Genomic DNA, 18,734 nt, shown 5'->3' on the forward strand with positions numbered 1-18,734 from the left:
CATGCGAATCGTATTCATGATCGTACTGAGCGGACTGCTGAGTGCCTGTGCTGCCGACCCGATCCAGCGTCAGCCGCAAGTTCAGGTGGAAGCAGTAACCCACCGGATGTCAATGCAGCTGCAAAGCCAGACGCTCAACCCGCAAGATCGCGCTGCCGTGGCTGATTTTATCTACCGTCTGGGCGCGCCGTCGGCGCTGCGTGTGGTGATTGAAACACACAATCGCCGGGGGGGCGATGCGGTTGGTGCATTGCAACAGGTATTACAGCAGCGCGCGGTGTACCCGAGCCAGGTCAGCAGCCGCTATGCGACCCCGGCTCAGGATGATTCCGCAGATTTCACCCTGGTGGTGGAGTCTTACCGTAGCCTGGCCCCGACTTGCCATGCCGGCAAAGAGCCCAGCCGTTTCGCGCAGCGGTTTGTCGGCTCAGACAATTTTGGCTGTGCCAATGCCAGCGCGCTGGCTCAGATGGTGGCCAATCCACGCGATCTGGTGATCGGCGAAGCGCTGGACCCGATGGAAGGGCGCAAAGCTGTGACCGCTATGGAGGCGTATTACCGGGCTGAAGCGCCCGAGGCACCGCGCGCACCACAGTCGGCCACCACGGCAACATCGGGGGATCAATGATGGAAAAATACATAACTCAACAGGCTGAAGTGTCGGCATCTCCGGCGCAGTCCGGGAAGCGGATTGCGGTTGCCAGCGCCAAAGGCGGCGCCGGGACCACGGCGCTGGTCGCCAATATTGCCTGGGGGCTGGCGTCCCACCCGGACACCAAAGTCGCTTGTGCGGATCTCGATTGTGTCACCGGCGATCTCGACCTGCAGCTGAGCGTGAATGCCAACGGGGCCTTGCAGGAAATGTTGCAGTACCCGGCACGCCTGGAGCCGCTGATTTATGCACGCAGTGGTGTGAAAGTGACGGAAAATCTGCACCTTTTTACTGGGTACAGCGGCCAGCTGACGCAGGCGTTCTGGCCGGAGGAAATTGAATTTGAGGCATTTTCCGCCTTTTGCCAGCGCCAGTCCGATTTTTTGCTCTGGGATATTCCGGCCTTCAGCCTGCGCGATCAGGTTGGTCTGAATGCACTGTGCGGCAGTGACATCCAAGTACTGATTGTCGAGCCGACGCTGGCTTCGATTCGTCGAACCCATTTGGTGTTGGATGCCCTGCAGGCTTCTGCAGCGACGCAGACCATTCTGGTGCTGAATCACACCAAGCCGGAGGCGTCTTCCTTGATCACGGCCGCAGATGTGGTCCAGGCGCTGGGCCGCAAGCCGGATGTCGAGATCCCGTTTGCCCCGAATCACATGATGGCCAGTGCGACCCTGGGGCAGTTGGCGATTGCAAAAAAACATCGAACCGGCAAGGCGCTGCAACAGTTGGTCAGTCTGATCCGAGGGGATCAGACAGCCACCGGGCGCGGCCTGCTGCGCTGGCTGAAGGGGGCATAATGTTCAGACGCAAAACCTCTGTTGAACGCTCGTCACAGCCGCAACTCGCATCCGAACCGACGGCGGGGTCCGGGGCTTTGAGTGCCTCCAGTGCTTCGCGGGAGCGGTTCAGCGCGATTCGCCATGAAGTGATGGCTGCCATTGAGCCTTCGGTGGTGGTTCAGCTCTCGAAATCCGAGCTGGAAAGCCGGACTTACGAAGCGGTGGGTGAAATTGCCCAGCGGATGCAATACCCGATTGGCCATGCTGAGCAGGCACGTATCACCCAGCAACTGGTGGATGAGTTGCTGGGCCTGGGGCCGCTGCAAAGCCTGATGGACGATCCAACCGTGACCGACATTATGGTGAACGGTCCCCAGGCGGTGTTCATTGAACAAAACGGCAAACTAAAACCGGTGGATGTTGCATTTCGCGATGAGGCCCACGTGCTGAATCTGGCACGCCGGATTGTCAGCCGGGTGGGGCGCCGGGTGGATGAGCTGAACCCGATGGTGGACGCCCGCCTGCCGGATGGCAGCCGGGTGAACGTGATGATCCCGCCGCTGGCCCTGGATGGCACCTGTATTTCGATCCGGAAATTCAGCGAGCACAAGCGCAGTCTGGCCCAGCTGGCAGAGCTGGGGGCAATGTCGCCGCAGATGGCGACCTTGCTCGATATTATCGCCCGCTGCCGGGTCAACGTATTGATCTCCGGTGGCACCGGGGCCGGTAAAACCACGCTGCTCAATGCGCTGTCGTTCGGGATCGCGCCGGAAGAGCGGATCATCACCATTGAGGATGCGGCGGAGCTGAAATTGCAACAGCCGCATGTGGTCCGCGCCGAAACCCGTCCGGCCAGCTCGGAAGGGACGGCGGCGGTCGATCAACGCAGTTTGCTGCGAAATGCTCTGCGGATGCGTCCCGATCGCATTATTTTGGGGGAAGTTCGCGGCGCGGAAGCGTTCGATATGATGCAGGCGATGAATACCGGCCATGATGGCTCGATGTGTACCTTGCACGCCAACACGCCGGCGGATGCGCTGATCCGCCTGGAGAATATGTTGCTGCTGGCTGAGGCTCGCTTGCCGCTGCCTGCGTTGCGGCGCCAGATCGCCAGCACGTTGGATGTGGTGATTCAGATTGAGCGGATGCGTGACGGGCGGCGCCGGGTGGTCGGGATCACTGAAGTGATCGGGCTCGAGGGCGATCAGTATGTTCTCAATGATCTGTTTCGGTTCGAATATCAGGAGCAGGACACACAAGGCAATATCCACGGTCGCTTTGTCTCCACCCGGACGCTGCCGCGCTTCAGCCCTAAGGCCCGGTATTACCAGCTCGAAGGGCAGCTCAAGCAAGTGATGGGAGTGTAGTCATGCCGGTGTTTTCATTGCTTCCTGCGATCGTGCTGATAGCGGTACTGGCATTGGTTGTTGTGGTCAGCTGTGGTCTGCTGGTCCGGTATCAGCGGCTGCGTCGCCAGGTCAAACAACGTCTGGTGCTGGTAGCTGCGGCCAAGGCCCAGTCATCGACCTCGCGCCTGTTCCAGTGGGAGCAGCAGGGCGGTTGGCTGTCGGCCGGCTGGCACCGGTTGCAGTTGAGAGCGGATGCCCTGTTCGGTCAGAAGGGCCAGCGTTTGGGGCTGCTGGGCTTGAGTGCACTGGCGGTGTTGAGCTGGCAGGCCGGGGCTATCTTTCCGCTGGGCTGGCGGGTACTGCTGGTCTCCCTGGCTGTTGGGACGGCAGCACTCAGCGCCTACTGGCTGATGCAATATCGCCAGCATCGGGCCTTTGAGGTTGCATTTCCGCAGGTGCTGGGACAGGTGTCCCGCGCCGTGGCTGCCGGGGTTTCCGTGCCGCAGGCCATCGCTCAGGTGGCGGCTTACCAGCAGGGCGTGCTCGGGCGGGAATTTGCCCTGATCCGGGATCAGCTGGAAATCGGCATCAGCCTGAAACAAGCCCTGCACGAGGCGAGCTACCGCCTGCCGTATTCCGGGTTTCATTTTTTTACGGTGGCGTTGCTGCTCAATGAGGAAAACGGTGGCCAGTTGCGGGCAGTCCTGCATAGCCTGAGCCGGACCTTGCATGCCAATGCCGCGTTGAAGATGAAAATCAAGAGTCTGACGGCAGAGCCGCGGATGACGGCGGTGATCCTGGCGTGTCTGCCGTTGCTGCTCATCGGCGTGATGTTTTTCAAAAATCCGGCCTCATTTGTCAATCTCACCGGAACGGAGATGGGGCAGTGGGTGCTGGGATATGTCAGCGGCAGCATGCTGCTGGGACTCCTGGTGATCCAGCGTCTGACGAAGGTGAGGTTGTAATGTCGGTATCAATATGGATTGGTGTGTTTCTCTTGGTGGCGGGCAGCGTGCTGGCTGTGGTGGCAGGAGGGCGTGCCCAGCGCCGGGAGCTGGTTGAGGCCCGGCTCGCCCTGGTTGCCGCGAACTTTGCGCAGCCCAACAATATGGGGTTCCATCGACTCGTGAGCTGGCTACCGGCACCGAAAGCCAGTGAAGCGGTTCAGCAACTGCTGGTGCAGGCCGGGTTTCATCACCCACAGGCAGCTCGCGTGTTTATGGGGTTGAAAGTGTTGAGCATGACCGTGTGTGGCGTGGGCTGGCTGCTGGCGAAGGACGAGGGCGTGAACTCGCTGGTGCTGGCAGAAGCGCTGGTGTCTGCTATTTGCGCCGGCCTGCTGCTCGAGCATGCCCTGAAATGGCGCGCCCGTGAGATCAACCAGCGGATTGCTCGGTCATTGCCGGATGCCCTGGATTTGATGGTGGTTTGTGTTGAATCGGGGTTGACGCTGGAAGCGGTGTTTGAACGCGTGGGCCGCGAAATGGCCCGTGTCGCACCTGAGCTGTCCCGGGAATGGCTGATCACCGAAGCGGAACTGCGCTTGCTTGATACCCGGCGGACGGCGCTGGAAAACCTGGCCCGGCGGACCGCCCTGGCGGAGATTGAAAATATGGTGGTGGCGTTGTCGCAAACCGAGCAGTACGGCAGCCCGGTTGCTCAAACCATCCGTCTGCTGGCCGCCGATACCCGGCAGTACCAGTACCTCAGGGTGGAAGAAGCGGTGGGGAAAATCCCGGCCAAGATGTCGATTCCGGTGGTCGTGCTGGTGATGATGCCGGTGGTGGTGCTGATTGTGGCACCGACCGTGATTGCTTTACTGGAAAGCCTGGGGGGGCTATGAAACACCGACTGTTCAGTCATCTGAAACACCACCTGAAATTCGGCGTCCTGGCGCTGGCGCTTAGCGGCGTGACTGGTTGCGCGACTCTACAATCGCATGTGGTTGATAATGCGGAGTGGCAGCAGGATCGCCGTCTGGCGGACGTGGCGCTGCAAAGCGGCCGGCCGGAAAGTGCGATCACCATTTACCGCCAGCAACTGACGCAAGCGCCGGAGAACACTGAGCTGATGTATCGTCTGGGCGCAGCATATAACCAGAGTGGAGATACCGAGCTGGCACTGCACTTTTTGCACCGGGCGGCAGATAAGGCCGCTGAGGCGAACGCTCCTGTGGCGGATGCGGCCTGGCACGGCCATATTCTGCGTGAGCTGGGCCGGGCTCATCTGGCTCAGGGGAATGCCGAGGCTGCGGAAGCGGCCCTGCAACAGGCTGCGGATCTGCGGCCGCAGGATGCTGAGACCCTGAATGCGCTGGGAGCCTGCCGGGCATTGCAGCAAGACTACGCCCGGGCCAGAACCGCGTTTGTGGCCGCCGTGGCCGTTGCGCCGGATCACCTGGAATACCGCAATAACCTGGCGATGAGCTGGATCCTGGATGCCCAACCGCGTAAGGGCATCGAGATCCTGCATCCGCTGTACCTGCGTGGCACCAGCACAGTGAAGATGCGCCAGAATCTGGCGCTGGCATTTGCCATGACCGGGGATTTGGTGACTGCCCGGATGATTGCCAAACAGGATCTGAGCCCGGCTGAACTGACGAACAATATGGACTTCTATCGTCAGTGGCAACAAGGAGAGGTGCTATGAGGCTTCAGCGAGGCAGCGCCAGTATCGAATATATCGTCACGCTGCTGCCGTTTATGGTGATGGTTCTGGTAGTGATTGAAGTGTGTCGCTTCATCATGACCGCCAGTGTGCTGGATGCGGCGCTCGCCAGCGCCTCACGCGACATTGTCACGGTCCGCGCACATCAAGACACCGTGACCGAACTGCAATCGGCGTTGCAGGCGCAGTCTTTGCCGCTGATTGACCGCTCGCAGCTGACGATTGAAGCCGCTTATTATGAGTCATTCAAGGCGCTGAAGCAGAACCAGTACATCACCACCTACCGTGAGCAGCCGTTTGCGGAGTATCGGGTGACTTACCCGTACCGGGTGTTGTTTATTGAAGGCTGGTCTGATGCCTTTGGGCAATTGGCCCGGTTTGAACGGACACTCCTGATCGCACATGAAAAGGAGAGTCGTCCATGACGCGTCACTTGAACGGGCTTCGGCGCCGTCACGGTTATCACCAACGCCACCGCCAGCTTGGTAGCAGTGTGATTGCCTTTCCGATCGTCGCGTTGGTGCTGACTTTGCTGCTGCTTTTCGCGGTTCAATTGGGCTATGCCCTGAGCCTGAAATCCAAACTGGACCGGGTTGCGTATGCCCTGGCCAGTGTGGTGACCAGCGAACAACTGGAGGTGCCGCTGGCAGGCGCTCATGGCGAGATCACGGCCGCGATGTCGTCAGATTTGCAACAGGTGGCCCAACGTTATTTTGCGACGAATGAATCGGCCGGGCCGCAGATCAGCCTGCTGCTGGAGCAGATCAAATTTGATGATCGGGGCGATGTCCTGCTGTATCGCGAGCAGCACGAAGGACTGGCATGTCAGGCGCAGCAAGCGTTACCGAAGCTGTCCATGCTGTCACCGGAGGGGGGCGTAACGGGAGCAAATTTAGGAGAGAAGGCGGATTTGTTTCAGGTCTCGGTGTGTCTGAGTGCGATACCCATATTGGTGTCAGATATTTTCCCCGGGCTGAAAGGGTTGGGCCAGGACTATTTTACCAGCTCCGCCGTGATGATCGGGAGGCAGTATGCACCGTAGACCGACGAAGTGTGTGTGCGTTGGTAGCTTTGTCCGCCAGCGTGGGGCGATGACGCTGACCTTTACCCTGTTGCTGCCGTCGTTGCTGGCGATGATCGCGCTGGCGCTGTTTGTGTCGATGTACAGTCAGGCGGTGATCCGGGCAGGCCAGGCATCGGACGCCGCGTCGGTGGCCTGTGCCTGGCAGCAGCGGGCAGACAGTCAGATCATGCAGAAATACCTGGATTACTATCGACCCGGATTTGTACCAGAGGCGTTGCTTGGCCCCCATCGGCTGGATGGGACTCAGCGCTGCACAATCAGTGCTCAGTATCAGTTTAAACCCGCCATGGCCGGGGTGATGCCAGTGGTGACGGACGAAACTCGGGTGGGGGCCAGCGCGCAATCGGCCGCCCGGCTGCTGACCCAAGTGGCAAGCAAGCCTACGGATATTGCCCTGGTGCTGGATATTTCCGGCTCGATGTCACCGCATCTGGCCAAGCTGAAAGGCATTATTACGGGGATCATCGAGGGGATTGACCCACGAAATCATCAGGTGCGGTTTTCCGTGGTGCCCTTTGATTCGGGGGTGAGTATCCGCAACGCGCCCTGGTATCCGGCGTCAGCCGGAGTGACGAAATGTGTGGATGGCCTGTCGTATCTCGGCGGTCGCTGGGATCCGCAACAAACCGTGGACGACTTAAATGCGCCTTCGCAAAGCCTGAAGATGAAAGATGTGACCGCCAGCCCGTGGCTTGGGGCATGTAGTGAAACGGCAACCATTTTACCGCTGACCGGCCAATTGAGCGAAGTAACTGAACATGTAAATGCGCTGGCGACGAGTAATTCGACAGCGTCATACCAGGGATTGATATGGGGCGTGCGCACCCTGACCCGGCAATGGCAGGCGGAATGGCAACTGCCGGTTAATCACTCAGCGGTAGCGGTTCAGCGTCTGGTGCTGTTTACCGACGGTGAAGATGATCGCGAGGATATTTTGAACCAGATGATTGATGACGGAATATGCCGAAAAATTCGCGATGAGTTGGGCATTGATATGCGTTTTATCAGCTTTGGGGTCTCGCAGGATCGGCTGGCACAGTTCCGACGCTGCGCCGGGGCTCAGGACGCAGTTTATGACGCACGAAACCCCGCGGATCTGGAAGCCTATTTCCAGTCTGCGCTGGATGTGGAAACCAACACTCGGATTGTATTGGGGGAGTAGAAAGCAAAGTCAAACGGTATGTATAACGGCAGGTTTACTGCATTCATAAATGCAGTTTTATCAAATTAAATGGAAATAATTATCAGTTGCTTTATCAGAGGTGTTTATGTTTAAGAAGTGGATGTTCACCATGGCGTTGTTGCTCTCGACCCAGACCCAGGCTTACGAGCAGGGGGATAGCCTGTCTCCTTTCGCGCAACAAACCCTGGGTTTGAATCCGGATGTCGTCACCGTGATCGACTTCTTTGCCGAGTGGTGTGTGTCCTGCCGGGTCGAGCTCCCGGAAGTGAATGCGCTGGCAACAAAACTGGACAGCACCAAGGTGGCAGTGCTGGGGATTGACGTTGATGAAGATGTTGCGCTTGCTCGGGCATTCCAACAGGAATTGGGCCTGACTTTCCCGGTGCTCAACGATCCGGAGCAGACCTTGATCGAAGATTTTCAGCCGGTCGGGATGCCGGCGTTGTACTACGTCTACCAGGGTAAAGTGATGAAAGTTCGCTTTGGTGCAATTGACCATATTGGTGACGTGATCCTGAAAGACCTGGCCACGATTGGAGTGACGCTATGATGCACCGAGCAGCTTACACGCTGGCGGCGTTGGGGGTTGGCTGGGCGCTGACCGGTCAGGCTCAGGCGGGCGCAGAGACACCAGCGAATTATCAGGTGTCAGAGTCGGTGTCGGGAACGGTTTACCGCAGCCAGCAGCAGATAAGTGACGCTGGGGTCTCAACCGGAAAGAATACTGCTGTTGAGAGCGTCTCTGTTCCGGCTACTGTTTCCGTCCCGGCTAAGGCCACGAGCGCGCCCGTGAAACAGCCGAACGGCACTGCTGAACTGGCTCCGGTGGTGACTTCGGTCAGCACATCAGTGAAAGCTGTCGCGCCGGTGGCGCAGACATCGGCCACCTCACCGGCATCAAAACCCATGATCCAGAGCCTGGCTCAACCCCGTTCACCCAAGGCACCTGAAGCAGAATCCTTGTTGTCGTTTATCGACAGCTGGCTGGGGATCCAACCGGTCAAGCCGTGGCAAAAAGGCACCCTGGCGAAAAAGGAAATGAAACCCGGTGGCGTGGTGCCGGAGTTCGATGTGTTCTCAGAAAAAGTCTTCTCCTATAAACAAGGCTCTGTCGGCGGCAATGGTGTCGGTGGTGGTGGCTGTGGCTGTAACTAACAAGAACAATCAGAATTATTCATGAGTAAAAAATTACCTTTAGCCTTGCTGGGGACCGTCGCGATGGCGGCATCAGCCGTAGGTGCTGATCATGTTTCGATGCACCATATGAATTTTGAAGAGTACGGGGACAAAATTAAGGCCGGCGATAATATTTGGTCGGTCGAGAAAAACTTTGGTGTGGACTGGACCATCACCGCAGAGCTGGGTTATGACTCGGTTTCCGGTGCCTCACCGGCCTGGGGGCCGACTACGCCACTGGCCGGTACCGGGGATGCCCAAGAGCGGAACCGCCGGACGCAGGCGGCGCAGGAAGCGACTTCCGAAGTGATCCGGGCTGGCTATGATCCACATCGCAGCGGTTATCAGGTTCAGCCTTTTGATCTGGACGACAAGCGCTATTCCGGGAGCATGAATGTGACTTACCGGGATGCTGCGCGTCGCGAATGGACGGTTGGTGTCAACACTTCGGTAGAAGAAGATTATGAAAGCGTCGGCACCAATGCGCAGGTCTTGTTTTATGCCGACAAACGCAAAAATCGCTCTTATACCCTGGGTGGTTCAATGCTGTTTGACAAAACCCAGGCTTTTCAGAAGTACAGTAATTTCCGTAATGAACAACAATGGGAAGATTTGTTCACCGGTAGCCTTGAGGCGGGTTTGTCGCAGGTCTTTACCCCGAATTTCTACAGCACCTTCACGCTATACGGTGGGTATCGCAGCGGGTATTTGAGCAATCACTACCTGACCGTCTTGCGGGAGATCGACATTGACGGCAATGGCACAATTGGCGGCGATGAAGTTTTTCTGGCGCAGGACACCCGGCCAGATACCCGCATCTCCGGCGGGTTGAATGTTCAGGCGTTTTACAGTGTGCATCAGCGAGTGGTGGTGCGGCCGAAGTATAAACTCTTTATGGACGACTGGGGCGTGAGTTCGCACCAGCTGGGCGGCAAGATGAATATTCATGTGACCGATTGGCTGATGCTGGCGCCGGGCTATTTCTGGTACCACCAGCAAGGGGCAAATTTCTACCGGGATCCGGGCGCGGCCGATCCGACTTTTGCGGCAACCGGATATGCAACGTCTGATCTGCGCCTGGGCGGCTTTACTGCCAATGCGTATGAGCTGGGTGCCAGCCTGAAAGTCACGGCAAAACTTCGGTTGAATGCGTTGGCGGCTTATTACGAGCAAAGCAATGGCTATGAAAGCCGTTGGTGGGTCCTGGGAGCCACCTATGAATACTAACTCGCCTTATATTCATACCTTTACGGCGATGACGGTGCCCTGCGAAGTTCAGTTGTTTTCGCCCGATGCGGCACACATTGCCCGCAGGATCGAAGCCAATACCCGGCGGTTGGAGCAGGTGTTCAATTTCTATGATCCGGCGTCGATGTTGTCCCAGCAGCTGAACCGGCGGCAGTCGAGCTGGGTGGCACTGGATGAAGAATCCCAGGCAATCTTCAGTGCGGTGCGCGCCCATAGCAGTGCCTGCAACGGAATATTTGATATCACCATTGGGACGGTGAAGCACTGGCAACGGCAATCTCCGTCGTTGGCTAAGCAAGCGATTTATCAGCAAGCCAGCCCCTATATGGGGCTGAATGCTTGGCAACTTGAGGCGGACGGGATCCGTTTTCACCACTCCCATACCCGGGTTGACCTCGGCGGCGTGATCAAGGAAGTGGCGGTGGATCAGGCGGTCGAGATCGCGCTGGCTGCACATGTGGATGGGATTTTGGTCAACTTTGGCGGCGATCTCCGGGTTGCCGGCGGGAAGCCGGACGGCAGTGATTTTGTGGTTGCGGTTCGGAATCCCCGTGATCCCTCGCAGCCGTTGTTTGCACTGCCGCTGCGTGATCAGGCCCTGACGACGTCTGCGCATTATGCCCGTCAGCATCAGTTTTCCGATCAGCAAACGTCGCATATTTTAGCGGCGCAGGGCACCCATCATCAGGTGCTGTCGGCGACCGTGGTGGCACCCACCGCACTTCAGGCCGGTATTTTCAGTACGGCGCTGACGATTGATCCGACGTTGGCGGTTTCAGACCCGGTCGGTTTTGCGCTGGTGGATCACCAGTTGAATGTTCATCAAGACACAAGATTTTTAACATCATGAAAAGGACTACCTCAATGATTGCGCCCGCTGCTCGGTGGCTGCTCGGTCTCTTCCTGACGCTGTGCATGAGCCTGACGGCCTGGGCATCGGACGAGAAAACGTTCCTGCCGGTTGAGCAGGCTTTTCCGTTTTCCTATCACCAGCAAGCCGGCCCCGAAGGCGGTGAACTGGTGGTGCAATTTGATACGGCTGCCGGATATTACCTGTATCACAAGCGTTTTTCGTTCAAAGCCGCTGACGAGAGGCTGGAGCTGGGGGAGCCGCGCTATGCCCTGACGCCGGAGCAGCAGCAGGACCCGAATTTCGGGTTGGTGAAGGTATATCATGAGCCGCTGAGCATCACGATCCCTTACCGTGGAGAGGGGACGGTTAAAGTTCGCTTCCAGGGCTGCGCCGATGCTGGCTTATGCTATCTGCCGCAAACCAAGAAGCTGACGCTTAACGGCGCATTTTCACCGGCCCAGCCACAAGGTCAGGTGAGCGCCCGGCCTGTAGCGCTGGAGAGTCATTTAGTCCAGGAGAAAAGTTTAGCTCAGGAGAAAAGTTTAGCGCAGCAGAATAGTTTAGCGCTGGAAACCGACTTGGCCCAGGATACGCAGGGCCTGTCGGCGGTCTTGCAAAATGCCAGCTTCCTGCAAGCCATGGGGCTGTTTTTCTTACTGGGACTGGGCTTGTCCCTCACGCCATGCGTACTGCCGATGATCCCGATCCTGTCGAGTATTATCGGCGGTCAGGGAGAGTCGATGAGCGGCTGGAAAGGATTCCGGATTTCACTGGCCTATGTGCTGGGCATGGCATCCAGCTATGCGCTGGCCGGGGTGGTGACCGCGACGATGGGGCAGAGCTTGAACCTGCAAACGGCGATGCAGCAAACCTGGGTTCTGAGCCTGTTTGCGGCGCTGTTTGTCGTATTGTCACTGGCCATGTTTGGGTTGTATGAGCTGCAACTGCCTTCCCGTTTGCAGGTGGCGTTGAACAGCCAGTCACAACGCCTGAGTGGCGGCAAAGCTTTGACGGTGTTCGTGATGGGCGCGGTGTCCGCGCTGGTGGTTTCACCGTGTGTGTCTGCGCCGTTGGCCGGGGCGTTGCTGTATGTTTCGACCACCCAGGATTGGGTCGTCGGCGGCACCAGCTTGTTCGTTCTGGCCCTCGGGATGGGCGTGCCACTGGTGGTGATCGGCACCTCGGGCGGGAAGTTCCTGCCACGCAGCGGTCCGTGGATGGTTGCCGTGAAGCATCTCTTCGGGGTGATGTTACTGGCGGTGGCGATCCTGCTGGTGAGCCGGTTCGCAGCGGCTTGGGTGACACTGGGCTTGTGGGCAGCACTCTTGATTGGCGGTGCCATCCATTTCGGGGCGCTGGAAGCGGCGCAAAGTGGCTGGCAACGGACCCGGAAATCGCTGGCTTTCGTGTCACTGGTGTACGGGGTGATGCTGTTCATCGGTATGATGACTGGCGCTGAAGATCCCTTTGAGCCCCTGAGCCAGGTCGGCGGGGGCGGACAGCCAGCAGCTGCCGCGCAAGCTAGTCTGTTCCAGAAGACAACGTCGGTGGAGACGCTGGTTGCCGGGATCAACGCTGCACCGGCAGGACAGATCACCATGGTGGACTTGTATGCTGATTGGTGCGCTTCTTGTAAAGTGATGGACAGAACGGTCTTCCGTGATCCACAAGTGCGCAATCTGCTGGTGCAGCTCAATGCGCACAAGCTGGATGTCACGGAAAATACGGATGCCCAGGCTGCCTGGCTGGCGGAGTATCAGTTGTTTGGTCCGCCGGCCATCCTGTTTTTTGACAGCCAGGGGCGTGAATTAGACCAGCACCGGGTGGTGGGCGAAATGGATACAGCGCGATTTCTGGCGCATGTTCAGGCCATTGTCACCCAGGGGTGATTTTACCTTTCGACTTTCAGCCGTGATGGCTGACCTGAGACAAGAACAGCATCCCCGGGATGCTGTTCTTGTTTTGAACGATGTGCAACTGAAATTACTCCGATTTCTTTGTGCTCTCCGCTTGGGCGGCAAAGTATTCCCGGGTCAGTTTGAAGACCACCGGGCTAAGGAGCAACAGGGCAATCAGGTTCGGGATGGCCATCATAGCGTTGAGAGTGTCGGCCAGCAGCCAGATAAACTCCAACGATCCGGTGGCGCCGATCGGCACCGCGATGATCCACAGAATGCGGAAGGGAATAATCGCCTTCACCCCGAACAGATACTGAACACATTTCTCACTGTAAAAACTCCAGCCGAGAATGGTGGTAAAGGCAAAGATCGACAGCGAGATCGCGACCAGGTAATCGCCGACGCCGGGTAGGGTTGAGGCAAATGCAGATGAGGTCAGGGCAGCGCCGGTTTCGCCGCTTTGCCAGACTCCGGTCACCACAATCACCAGCCCGGTAATGCTGCATATGATAATTGTATCGATAAAGGTGCCGAGCATTGCTACCAGCCCCTGATTGACCGGGTTTCGGGTCTGGGCGGCGGCATGGGCAATCGGAGCACTGCCTAAACCGGCCTCGTTGGAGAAGATGCCCCGGGCAACCCCAAATCGGATGGCGGCCCAGACGGCAGCCCCGGCGAAACCACCTTGCGCGGCGACCGGGCTGAATGCGCTGGTCACAATGAGGCCGATCGCGTCCGGAATATCGGTAATGTGCATCCCGAGGATCAGCAGGCCGGAGCCGACGTAAAACACAGCCATCAACGGCACCAGTTTCCCGGCGACATCTGCAATCCGTTTGATCCCGCCGACCAGGACCAGGCCGACCAGAATCATCATGACCAAGCCGGAGAGCATGGCCGGCACACTGAAGCTACTTTGCATGGCGGCAGCCACGGAGTTGGACTGAACCGTATTGCCAATCCCGAATCCGGCAATGGCCCCGAAAATGGCAAAGGCGGTTCCCATCCAGGCCCATTTGTGACTCAAGCCATTTTTGATGTAATACATCGGCCCGCCGACATGGTTGCCGTCTTCATCGGTTTCCCGGTACTTCACGGCGCAGACCGCTTCCGCATATTTGGTCGCCATGCCGACCAACGCGGTACACCACATCCAGAACAGGGCTCCGGGCCCACCCAGAAAAATAGCCGTGGCCACCCCGGCAATATTCCCGGTGCCGACCGTTGCAGAGAGTGCGGTCATCAGAGCATTAAACGGGCTGATTTCGCCTTGCTGTGCTTCTTCAGTTTTCGAAGCCCGGCCGGCCCACAGTAATTTGAATCCGGTACCGATTTTCAAAATGGTCATCAGCCTGAGACCAAAGGTCAGGAAAATACCCACGCCGAGGATCATCACCAGCATCGGCACGCCCCACACCTGAGCGTTGATGGCGGTAATTAAATTTGTGATTGCATCCATACGTTGTACTCACTTTTTATTTTTCTAATCTATGCAAAAACATAGGTGTCGTTAGCCATAAATACAAACTTGTCGGGGGATGAAAATGACGTCCGTCGTCATAAAAATGTCACATCGCAGGCATAACCTCCGCAACCGAGCGCTGCATCGCGGCAGAGATATTGGATGTGCATCAAGTGCAGTATAATCTGCTGTTCGAAACATGCAGATTTTGTGTGTTTTGCTTGGGTTTGGAGAAATAACAACGCGGGCAGATTAGATCTTGTGAAGCGGATCATGTGTTTTATGTTGCAGTGTCTGGCTGGTTGATCTGCTATCAAAAAATGTAACGAACACGGTGTGACAATTTCATAATTTATGACTGCAAATCAAATATTTAAAGTTACAGCGCGCGATTTGTACTACATTGGCAACATATTTTTGTGCAACTTTCTGAAATATTAGTAAAAGTTGAGCAGAACTATAGCCCTACATCAGATAGTGATTATGATGGGTGGGCGGTATCAACAATAATTACAACACAATGTTTAAATTTTTATCAGTGACTGAGCAGGAACCATGATTAAACAGTATGCTATTTTTTCAAATCACTTTCCGAACCTTCATCGGTTGTTCATTGTATTGATTGTCAGCATTTCACTCATGAGTAGCTATCTGGTGTTGGAACACAACCATTTGCAGTTCGCCTGGGGCATTGTTCTGCCGGTGCTGCCGTTTGCGTTGTTTGCTAAGTCTTCGGATTATAAGAAAAAGTATATGCATACGGAAAAATAGCGTTTTGCTCCGGTGTTTCGTACAGTTTCCACGCGACCCGGAAAAAAATTGACACTGTAATCAATTGCATTGCGCTCTGATGCGTACATATGCGCCTTGTTGTTTTATATTGGTCAATAGGCATAATGACAGCCTTGTCAGAAGATAAGACTGGAATATGCCTGTTATCCATATGAATAATTAACGAGGTATATTATGAACACGCTAAACCAATCCCCGAAAACCCTGCCTTCGTTCGTAAAAAAAAGATTGAATCTCATCTGAACGAGCTCATCTACCCCCGCAAAAACCAGCAGCATCTGGTGCTGGGCCAACAGCCGAGTGAAGGCGCAATTGTTTTACAAAGTAACGACTACCTGGCTATCTCGAATCATGACAAGATTCGTGATGCCTATTTTGCCGCTCTCGAACAGGGACGCAAAGACGTGGTGATGTCCGCGATTTTTTTGCACAAAGACCTGGAAGTCGACAGTTTCGAACAGCAATTGGCCCAGTACACGGGCTATGAGCATTGTATCCTGTCGCAATCGGGCTGGGCTGCCAACATCGGGCTGATCCAAACGGTACTGCCGCCGAACACGCCGGTGTATATCGACTTTTTTGCCCATATGTCATTGTGGGATGGTGCCCGCCATGCGCAGGGGGAGATCCATCCGTTTTTGCACAACAATGTCCGTCAGCTGGGCAAATTGATCCGCCGTCATGGTCCCGGGTTGATTCTGGTAGACTCGGTGTACAGCACTTTGGGTACCGTCGCGCCGCTCACCGAGATTGTGGCGTTGGCGAAACAGACCGGATGCGCCATTTTGGTTGATGAGTCGCACTCGTTGGGTACCCATGGGCCGCAAGGGGCTGGCTTGGTTGCTGAGTTGGGCCTGACCGACGATGTGGATTTTCTGACGGTCAGTCTGGCAAAAAGTTTTGCCTACCGGGCGGGCGCGATTTTATGTAGTCAGAAAATTGGACAGTGTCTGCCGTTTGTTGCCCATCCGGCAATTTTCAGCTCAGCATTGCTCAATCATGAAATCGAAGTCCTCAAGGCCACCCTGGCGGTCATCAAAGCGGGCGATGTACGCCGTGAGCGGCTGTTTGTGCAGTCAGAGAAGTTGCGTCAGGGATTAAGATCCCTGGGGTTACATATTCAGAGCGAGTCCCAGATCATTGCCCTGGAAACCGGCCCGGAAGATCAGACGGAAATCGTTCGCGATCATTTGGAAGCCTGCCAGGTGTTTGGCTCGGTGTTCTGCCAGCCGGCGACGCCGAAAAACAAAAACCTGGTGCGGTTCTCAGTCAACAGCGATGTTACCGATGCCGAGATCGATCATATCCTTTCGGCGTGCAGTCTGATTGAGCCGAAAATCATGACGGGCAAACGTTGTTAAGCTTTTCTAGTTGCTAGTCGCTTGAAGGGCTGGTTGCGATAGAACTCATTCCTTCAGCGGTTCTTAAACAGGCCCGGTATCTTTGATACCGGGTTTTTTTCACAGGTCGATATCAAACCCAATCCGCGACTTTGGACAGGAGTTGCTCTTTGGGGGAGGGCTTGTTTAAAAAATCATTGATACCCTGCCGCTTTAATTCATTTTGCTCATCGGTGTTGAGTCCACCGGAATAACAAATAATCGGGACGTCTTGGGTGTGTCTGAATCGCTTGTCTTGTCGGATATGCTGGGCTGTTTCCACCCCGCCCATCTGCGGCATATCCAGGTCCATCAAAATCACATCGATGGGATTATGCTCCAGATAATTCAGGGCCATCTGACCATTTTCAGCATAGACAATCTGGTAACCGCTTCTTTCCAGTAGGATCCCCGAATACGTCCGCAGCGACGCATTGTCATCCACGATCATTACGGTGTTGCTGATGGCTTTCTCCGGGGTGTCGGGCATCGGCGTCGATGATGGTTCAAAAAAGCAGTTCGTAATCTCCTGAACCAGATGATCAATGTTGTTGTGATTCGGACTAAAGCGGCTGTTGGGCGGCGGATTGAACGTCCCGTAGTGCGACAGCGCCTGCTGGTGAAGATAGAGCGCGGGTTTGTCGGCGTCATTCAGGAGATAGCTCAGAGACACCAGGGCGCCTTGGCCCTGCATCACGGTGTCCAGATCGACGATGATTAAATCCTGGCTGAGGGTTGTTGCGTCCAGTGCAGTCACGCCGGATGGGAACACCAGGCTGACTTTAAACCCGTTATAGAATGCCAGCCGCTGTAATGTCAGGTAAGTTTCATTATTCTGCCCCACATAGAGCAAGGTTTTGTTGGCCAGTAATTTGCGCTTGAAGCTTGAGATGGTGCTGGAGTGGGATTTTGGCAGCGTGATGGTAAATTCGGTCCAGTGCCCCTGGCTGGAGCGGCAGCCGATGTGGCCTTTAAATGCCGTGATGACTTTCTTACAAAACGGCAGTCCGAGGCCGGTGTTGCTTTTTTTACCGTGGGTGAAAAACTCATCGAAAATATAGGGAAGGTGGTTTTTGGAGATACCGATCCCGGTATCTTTCACCGTGATGACATTCTGGACGCCGCTGGTTTTCAGGCTAATGGTGATTGCGAAGTTCTTTTTCTTCTCGTAATGCAGCGCGTTTTTAATCAGGTTAAAGATGACGTAGCGAAGCAAGTGATCGCTGCCGAAAAAGATCGCATCTTTATCGTAGTGAAAAGTGATGAGCTGTTTCTCGGCGGCACTTTTATATCCGTAATTGCGAATGGCGTGCTCGATCACCCGGACCAAGGAATAATTCTGGAATGAGTCGTTAGAAATTTTCTGGTTATTGATTGAGCTCAGCATCAGGTTAATGGTTTCATTGCCGCCGTCAATGATTGCGAGATCATTGTTGATGATGGCATGGATATGCGCCAGCTGTGTTTGTGTCAGGGTACAAGGCTGCTGTGTGTCAGGCTCGGGCAGCAGCTCGCGCAGAACCTCCAGAGAACTATACAAGGCACTGAGCGGATTACGCATTTCATGCGCAATACCGGCGCTGAAGGAGCGGGCGAACAGCATTCGGTTTTTGTTTTCCGCTTGATTGCGATAATTAAAAATCACCCCGGCAAAATAGGCGAAACTGAACACGACCACATAGGACCACTGAAACCCGCCGAGCATTATGTCACCATCCAGCAGATAGGCGGCACCGAATGCTGCCAGCAGGCCGAGGGATGAAATAATCATGATCAGCAGCCAGTCATAGATCAAGAGAATGGACAGGAAGATACTGGCCAGAAATGACATCATCCAGATGATGGACCAGTCATTTTGGATCATCATAAAACAGAAGAAGAACGGCAGTCCGACGCCAACGGAAAAGGCAAAATGGAGATATTTAAATCGGGTAAAAAAAGCCGGTAGGTGATTCTTAATCACAAACGGAATAAATAACACGGAGCAAATTAAACGGAGCGTTAAATTCTCGTAACCTTGCGGGAACAGCTGATGCCAGATGACGTAATAGGCCGGGAATCCGATCATTCCAAAGGTGCCAACGATAACTAAATTGGGTTCGACATACCGATAGTTATCTCTCAATCGACTCTTTAAATTCATGTATCCCGTCTGCCGTGCGCCCCGTAGGCGCTGGTTTTTGATAATCTACGCATTATTATATTA

Annotated in this window: 18 protein-coding genes; 16 read left to right on the forward strand and 2 right to left on the reverse strand. The window is 55.7% G+C overall.

Annotated features, from left to right (window positions below; translation table 11 throughout):
* Nucleotide 1: 1 nt before the first annotated feature.
* From NH461_RS24805 to dsbD, 14 genes are all read left to right on the forward strand, one after another.
* Entirely contained in the window at nucleotides 2-628 is a 627-nt protein-coding gene (locus NH461_RS24805; RefSeq protein WP_261603620.1) for a CpaD family pilus assembly protein, read from the forward strand.
* The gene (locus NH461_RS24810) at nucleotides 625-1,455 is read left to right on the forward strand and encodes a CpaE family protein (RefSeq protein WP_261603621.1); all 831 of its coding nucleotides are present in this window, start codon (nucleotides 625-627) and stop codon (nucleotides 1,453-1,455) included. Before NH461_RS24805 ends, NH461_RS24810 begins: the two co-directional genes overlap by 4 nt.
* Entirely contained in the window at nucleotides 1,455-2,804 is a 1,350-nt protein-coding gene (locus tag NH461_RS24815; RefSeq protein ID WP_261603622.1) for a CpaF family protein, read from the forward strand. The genes NH461_RS24810 and NH461_RS24815 overlap by 1 nt, the downstream gene beginning before the upstream one ends.
* A gap of 2 nt (nucleotides 2,805-2,806) precedes the next feature.
* Nucleotides 2,807-3,751, forward strand: a complete 945-nt coding sequence (locus NH461_RS24820) for a type II secretion system F family protein (protein ID WP_261603623.1) — start codon at nucleotides 2,807-2,809, stop codon at nucleotides 3,749-3,751.
* A complete protein-coding gene (locus tag NH461_RS24825; RefSeq protein WP_261603624.1) occupies nucleotides 3,751-4,629 on the forward strand; it encodes a type II secretion system F family protein in 879 nt (292 codons plus the stop codon). Before NH461_RS24820 ends, NH461_RS24825 begins: the two co-directional genes overlap by 1 nt.
* Nucleotides 4,626-5,435 carry a tetratricopeptide repeat protein gene (locus tag NH461_RS24830; protein ID WP_261603625.1) on the forward strand — a complete coding sequence of 270 codons (810 nt, stop codon included), beginning with the start codon at nucleotides 4,626-4,628 and terminating at the stop codon, nucleotides 5,433-5,435. The genes NH461_RS24825 and NH461_RS24830 overlap by 4 nt, the downstream gene beginning before the upstream one ends.
* On the forward strand, nucleotides 5,432-5,878 hold the full coding sequence (locus tag NH461_RS24835; RefSeq protein WP_261603626.1) for a TadE/TadG family type IV pilus assembly protein: 447 nt from the start codon (nucleotides 5,432-5,434) through the stop codon (nucleotides 5,876-5,878). The genes NH461_RS24830 and NH461_RS24835 overlap by 4 nt, the downstream gene beginning before the upstream one ends.
* The gene (gene tadF / locus NH461_RS24840; RefSeq protein ID WP_261603627.1) at nucleotides 5,875-6,495 is read left to right on the forward strand and encodes a tight adherence pilus pseudopilin TadF; all 621 of its coding nucleotides are present in this window, start codon (nucleotides 5,875-5,877) and stop codon (nucleotides 6,493-6,495) included. Before NH461_RS24835 ends, tadF begins: the two co-directional genes overlap by 4 nt.
* Complete coding sequence (locus tag NH461_RS24845) at nucleotides 6,485-7,699, forward strand: hypothetical protein (RefSeq protein WP_261603628.1); 1,215 nt, start codon at nucleotides 6,485-6,487, stop codon at nucleotides 7,697-7,699. Before tadF ends, NH461_RS24845 begins: the two co-directional genes overlap by 11 nt.
* Before the next feature lie 106 nt (nucleotides 7,700-7,805).
* Nucleotides 7,806-8,270 (forward strand): TlpA family protein disulfide reductase, encoded by a 465-nt coding sequence (locus NH461_RS24850; RefSeq protein ID WP_261603629.1) that lies wholly within the window; start codon nucleotides 7,806-7,808, stop codon nucleotides 8,268-8,270.
* A complete protein-coding gene (locus NH461_RS24855) occupies nucleotides 8,267-8,875 on the forward strand; it encodes a DUF4266 domain-containing protein (RefSeq protein WP_261603630.1) in 609 nt (202 codons plus the stop codon). The genes NH461_RS24850 and NH461_RS24855 overlap by 4 nt, the downstream gene beginning before the upstream one ends.
* Before the next feature lie 21 nt (nucleotides 8,876-8,896).
* On the forward strand, nucleotides 8,897-10,123 hold the full coding sequence (locus NH461_RS24860; RefSeq protein ID WP_261603631.1) for a DUF3570 domain-containing protein: 1,227 nt from the start codon (nucleotides 8,897-8,899) through the stop codon (nucleotides 10,121-10,123).
* Nucleotides 10,113-10,994 carry an FAD:protein FMN transferase gene (locus NH461_RS24865; RefSeq protein WP_261603632.1) on the forward strand — a complete coding sequence of 294 codons (882 nt, stop codon included), beginning with the start codon at nucleotides 10,113-10,115 and terminating at the stop codon, nucleotides 10,992-10,994. Before NH461_RS24860 ends, NH461_RS24865 begins: the two co-directional genes overlap by 11 nt.
* Before the next feature lie 14 nt (nucleotides 10,995-11,008).
* Nucleotides 11,009-12,886: a protein-disulfide reductase DsbD gene (gene dsbD, locus NH461_RS24870; protein WP_261603633.1), complete on the forward strand. Its 1,878-nt coding sequence runs from the start codon at nucleotides 11,009-11,011 to the stop codon at nucleotides 12,884-12,886.
* A 94-nt stretch (nucleotides 12,887-12,980) separates the two neighbouring features.
* Here dsbD and NH461_RS24875 read toward each other — a convergent pair whose 3' ends face one another.
* Nucleotides 12,981-14,354, reverse strand: coding sequence for an alanine/glycine:cation symporter family protein (locus NH461_RS24875; RefSeq protein WP_261603634.1), 1,374 nt, complete (start codon nucleotides 14,352-14,354; stop codon nucleotides 12,981-12,983).
* 642 nt (nucleotides 14,355-14,996) lie between these two features.
* Here NH461_RS24875 and NH461_RS24880 point away from each other — a divergent pair.
* Both NH461_RS24880 and cqsA read left to right on the forward strand, forming a co-directional pair.
* Complete coding sequence (locus tag NH461_RS24880; RefSeq protein ID WP_261603635.1) at nucleotides 14,997-15,128, forward strand: hypothetical protein; 132 nt, start codon at nucleotides 14,997-14,999, stop codon at nucleotides 15,126-15,128.
* 212 nt (nucleotides 15,129-15,340) lie between these two features.
* The gene (gene cqsA, locus NH461_RS24885) at nucleotides 15,341-16,510 is read left to right on the forward strand and encodes an alpha-hydroxyketone-type quorum-sensing autoinducer synthase (protein WP_261604631.1); all 1,170 of its coding nucleotides are present in this window, start codon (nucleotides 15,341-15,343) and stop codon (nucleotides 16,508-16,510) included.
* Nucleotides 16,511-16,622: 112 nt separating this feature from the next.
* Here cqsA and NH461_RS24890 read toward each other — a convergent pair whose 3' ends face one another.
* Nucleotides 16,623-18,653, reverse strand: coding sequence for a hybrid sensor histidine kinase/response regulator (locus tag NH461_RS24890; RefSeq protein WP_261603636.1), 2,031 nt, complete (start codon nucleotides 18,651-18,653; stop codon nucleotides 16,623-16,625).
* Nucleotides 18,654-18,734 lie beyond the last annotated feature (81 nt).

The sequence above is a fragment of the Photobacterium sp. TY1-4 genome (assembly GCF_025398175.1).
GTDB lineage: Bacteria > Pseudomonadota > Gammaproteobacteria > Enterobacterales > Vibrionaceae > Photobacterium.

What these genes read in the sequence shown, in the direction of transcription:
- NH461_RS24805 (WP_261603620.1), top strand. Translation starts at nt 2, where the DNA reads ATGCGAATCGTATTCATGATCGTACTGAGCGGACTGCTGAGTGCCTGT.
- NH461_RS24810 (WP_261603621.1), top strand. Translation starts at nt 625, where the DNA reads ATGATGGAAAAATACATAACTCAACAGGCTGAAGTGTCGGCATCTCCG.
- NH461_RS24815 (WP_261603622.1), top strand. Translation starts at nt 1,455, where the DNA reads ATGTTCAGACGCAAAACCTCTGTTGAACGCTCGTCACAGCCGCAACTC.
- NH461_RS24820 (WP_261603623.1), top strand. Translation starts at nt 2,807, where the DNA reads ATGCCGGTGTTTTCATTGCTTCCTGCGATCGTGCTGATAGCGGTACTG.
- NH461_RS24825 (WP_261603624.1), top strand. Translation starts at nt 3,751, where the DNA reads ATGTCGGTATCAATATGGATTGGTGTGTTTCTCTTGGTGGCGGGCAGC.
- NH461_RS24830 (WP_261603625.1), top strand. Translation starts at nt 4,626, where the DNA reads ATGAAACACCGACTGTTCAGTCATCTGAAACACCACCTGAAATTCGGC.
- NH461_RS24835 (WP_261603626.1), top strand. Translation starts at nt 5,432, where the DNA reads ATGAGGCTTCAGCGAGGCAGCGCCAGTATCGAATATATCGTCACGCTG.
- tadF (WP_261603627.1), top strand. Translation starts at nt 5,875, where the DNA reads ATGACGCGTCACTTGAACGGGCTTCGGCGCCGTCACGGTTATCACCAA.
- NH461_RS24845 (WP_261603628.1), top strand. Translation starts at nt 6,485, where the DNA reads ATGCACCGTAGACCGACGAAGTGTGTGTGCGTTGGTAGCTTTGTCCGC.
- NH461_RS24850 (WP_261603629.1), top strand. Translation starts at nt 7,806, where the DNA reads ATGTTTAAGAAGTGGATGTTCACCATGGCGTTGTTGCTCTCGACCCAG.
- NH461_RS24855 (WP_261603630.1), top strand. Translation starts at nt 8,267, where the DNA reads ATGATGCACCGAGCAGCTTACACGCTGGCGGCGTTGGGGGTTGGCTGG.
- NH461_RS24860 (WP_261603631.1), top strand. Translation starts at nt 8,897, where the DNA reads ATGAGTAAAAAATTACCTTTAGCCTTGCTGGGGACCGTCGCGATGGCG.
- NH461_RS24865 (WP_261603632.1), top strand. Translation starts at nt 10,113, where the DNA reads ATGAATACTAACTCGCCTTATATTCATACCTTTACGGCGATGACGGTG.
- dsbD (WP_261603633.1), top strand. Translation starts at nt 11,009, where the DNA reads ATGATTGCGCCCGCTGCTCGGTGGCTGCTCGGTCTCTTCCTGACGCTG.
- NH461_RS24875 (WP_261603634.1), bottom strand. Translation starts at nt 14,354, where the DNA reads ATGGATGCAATCACAAATTTAATTACCGCCATCAACGCTCAGGTGTGG.
- NH461_RS24880 (WP_261603635.1), top strand. Translation starts at nt 14,997, where the DNA reads ATGAGTAGCTATCTGGTGTTGGAACACAACCATTTGCAGTTCGCCTGG.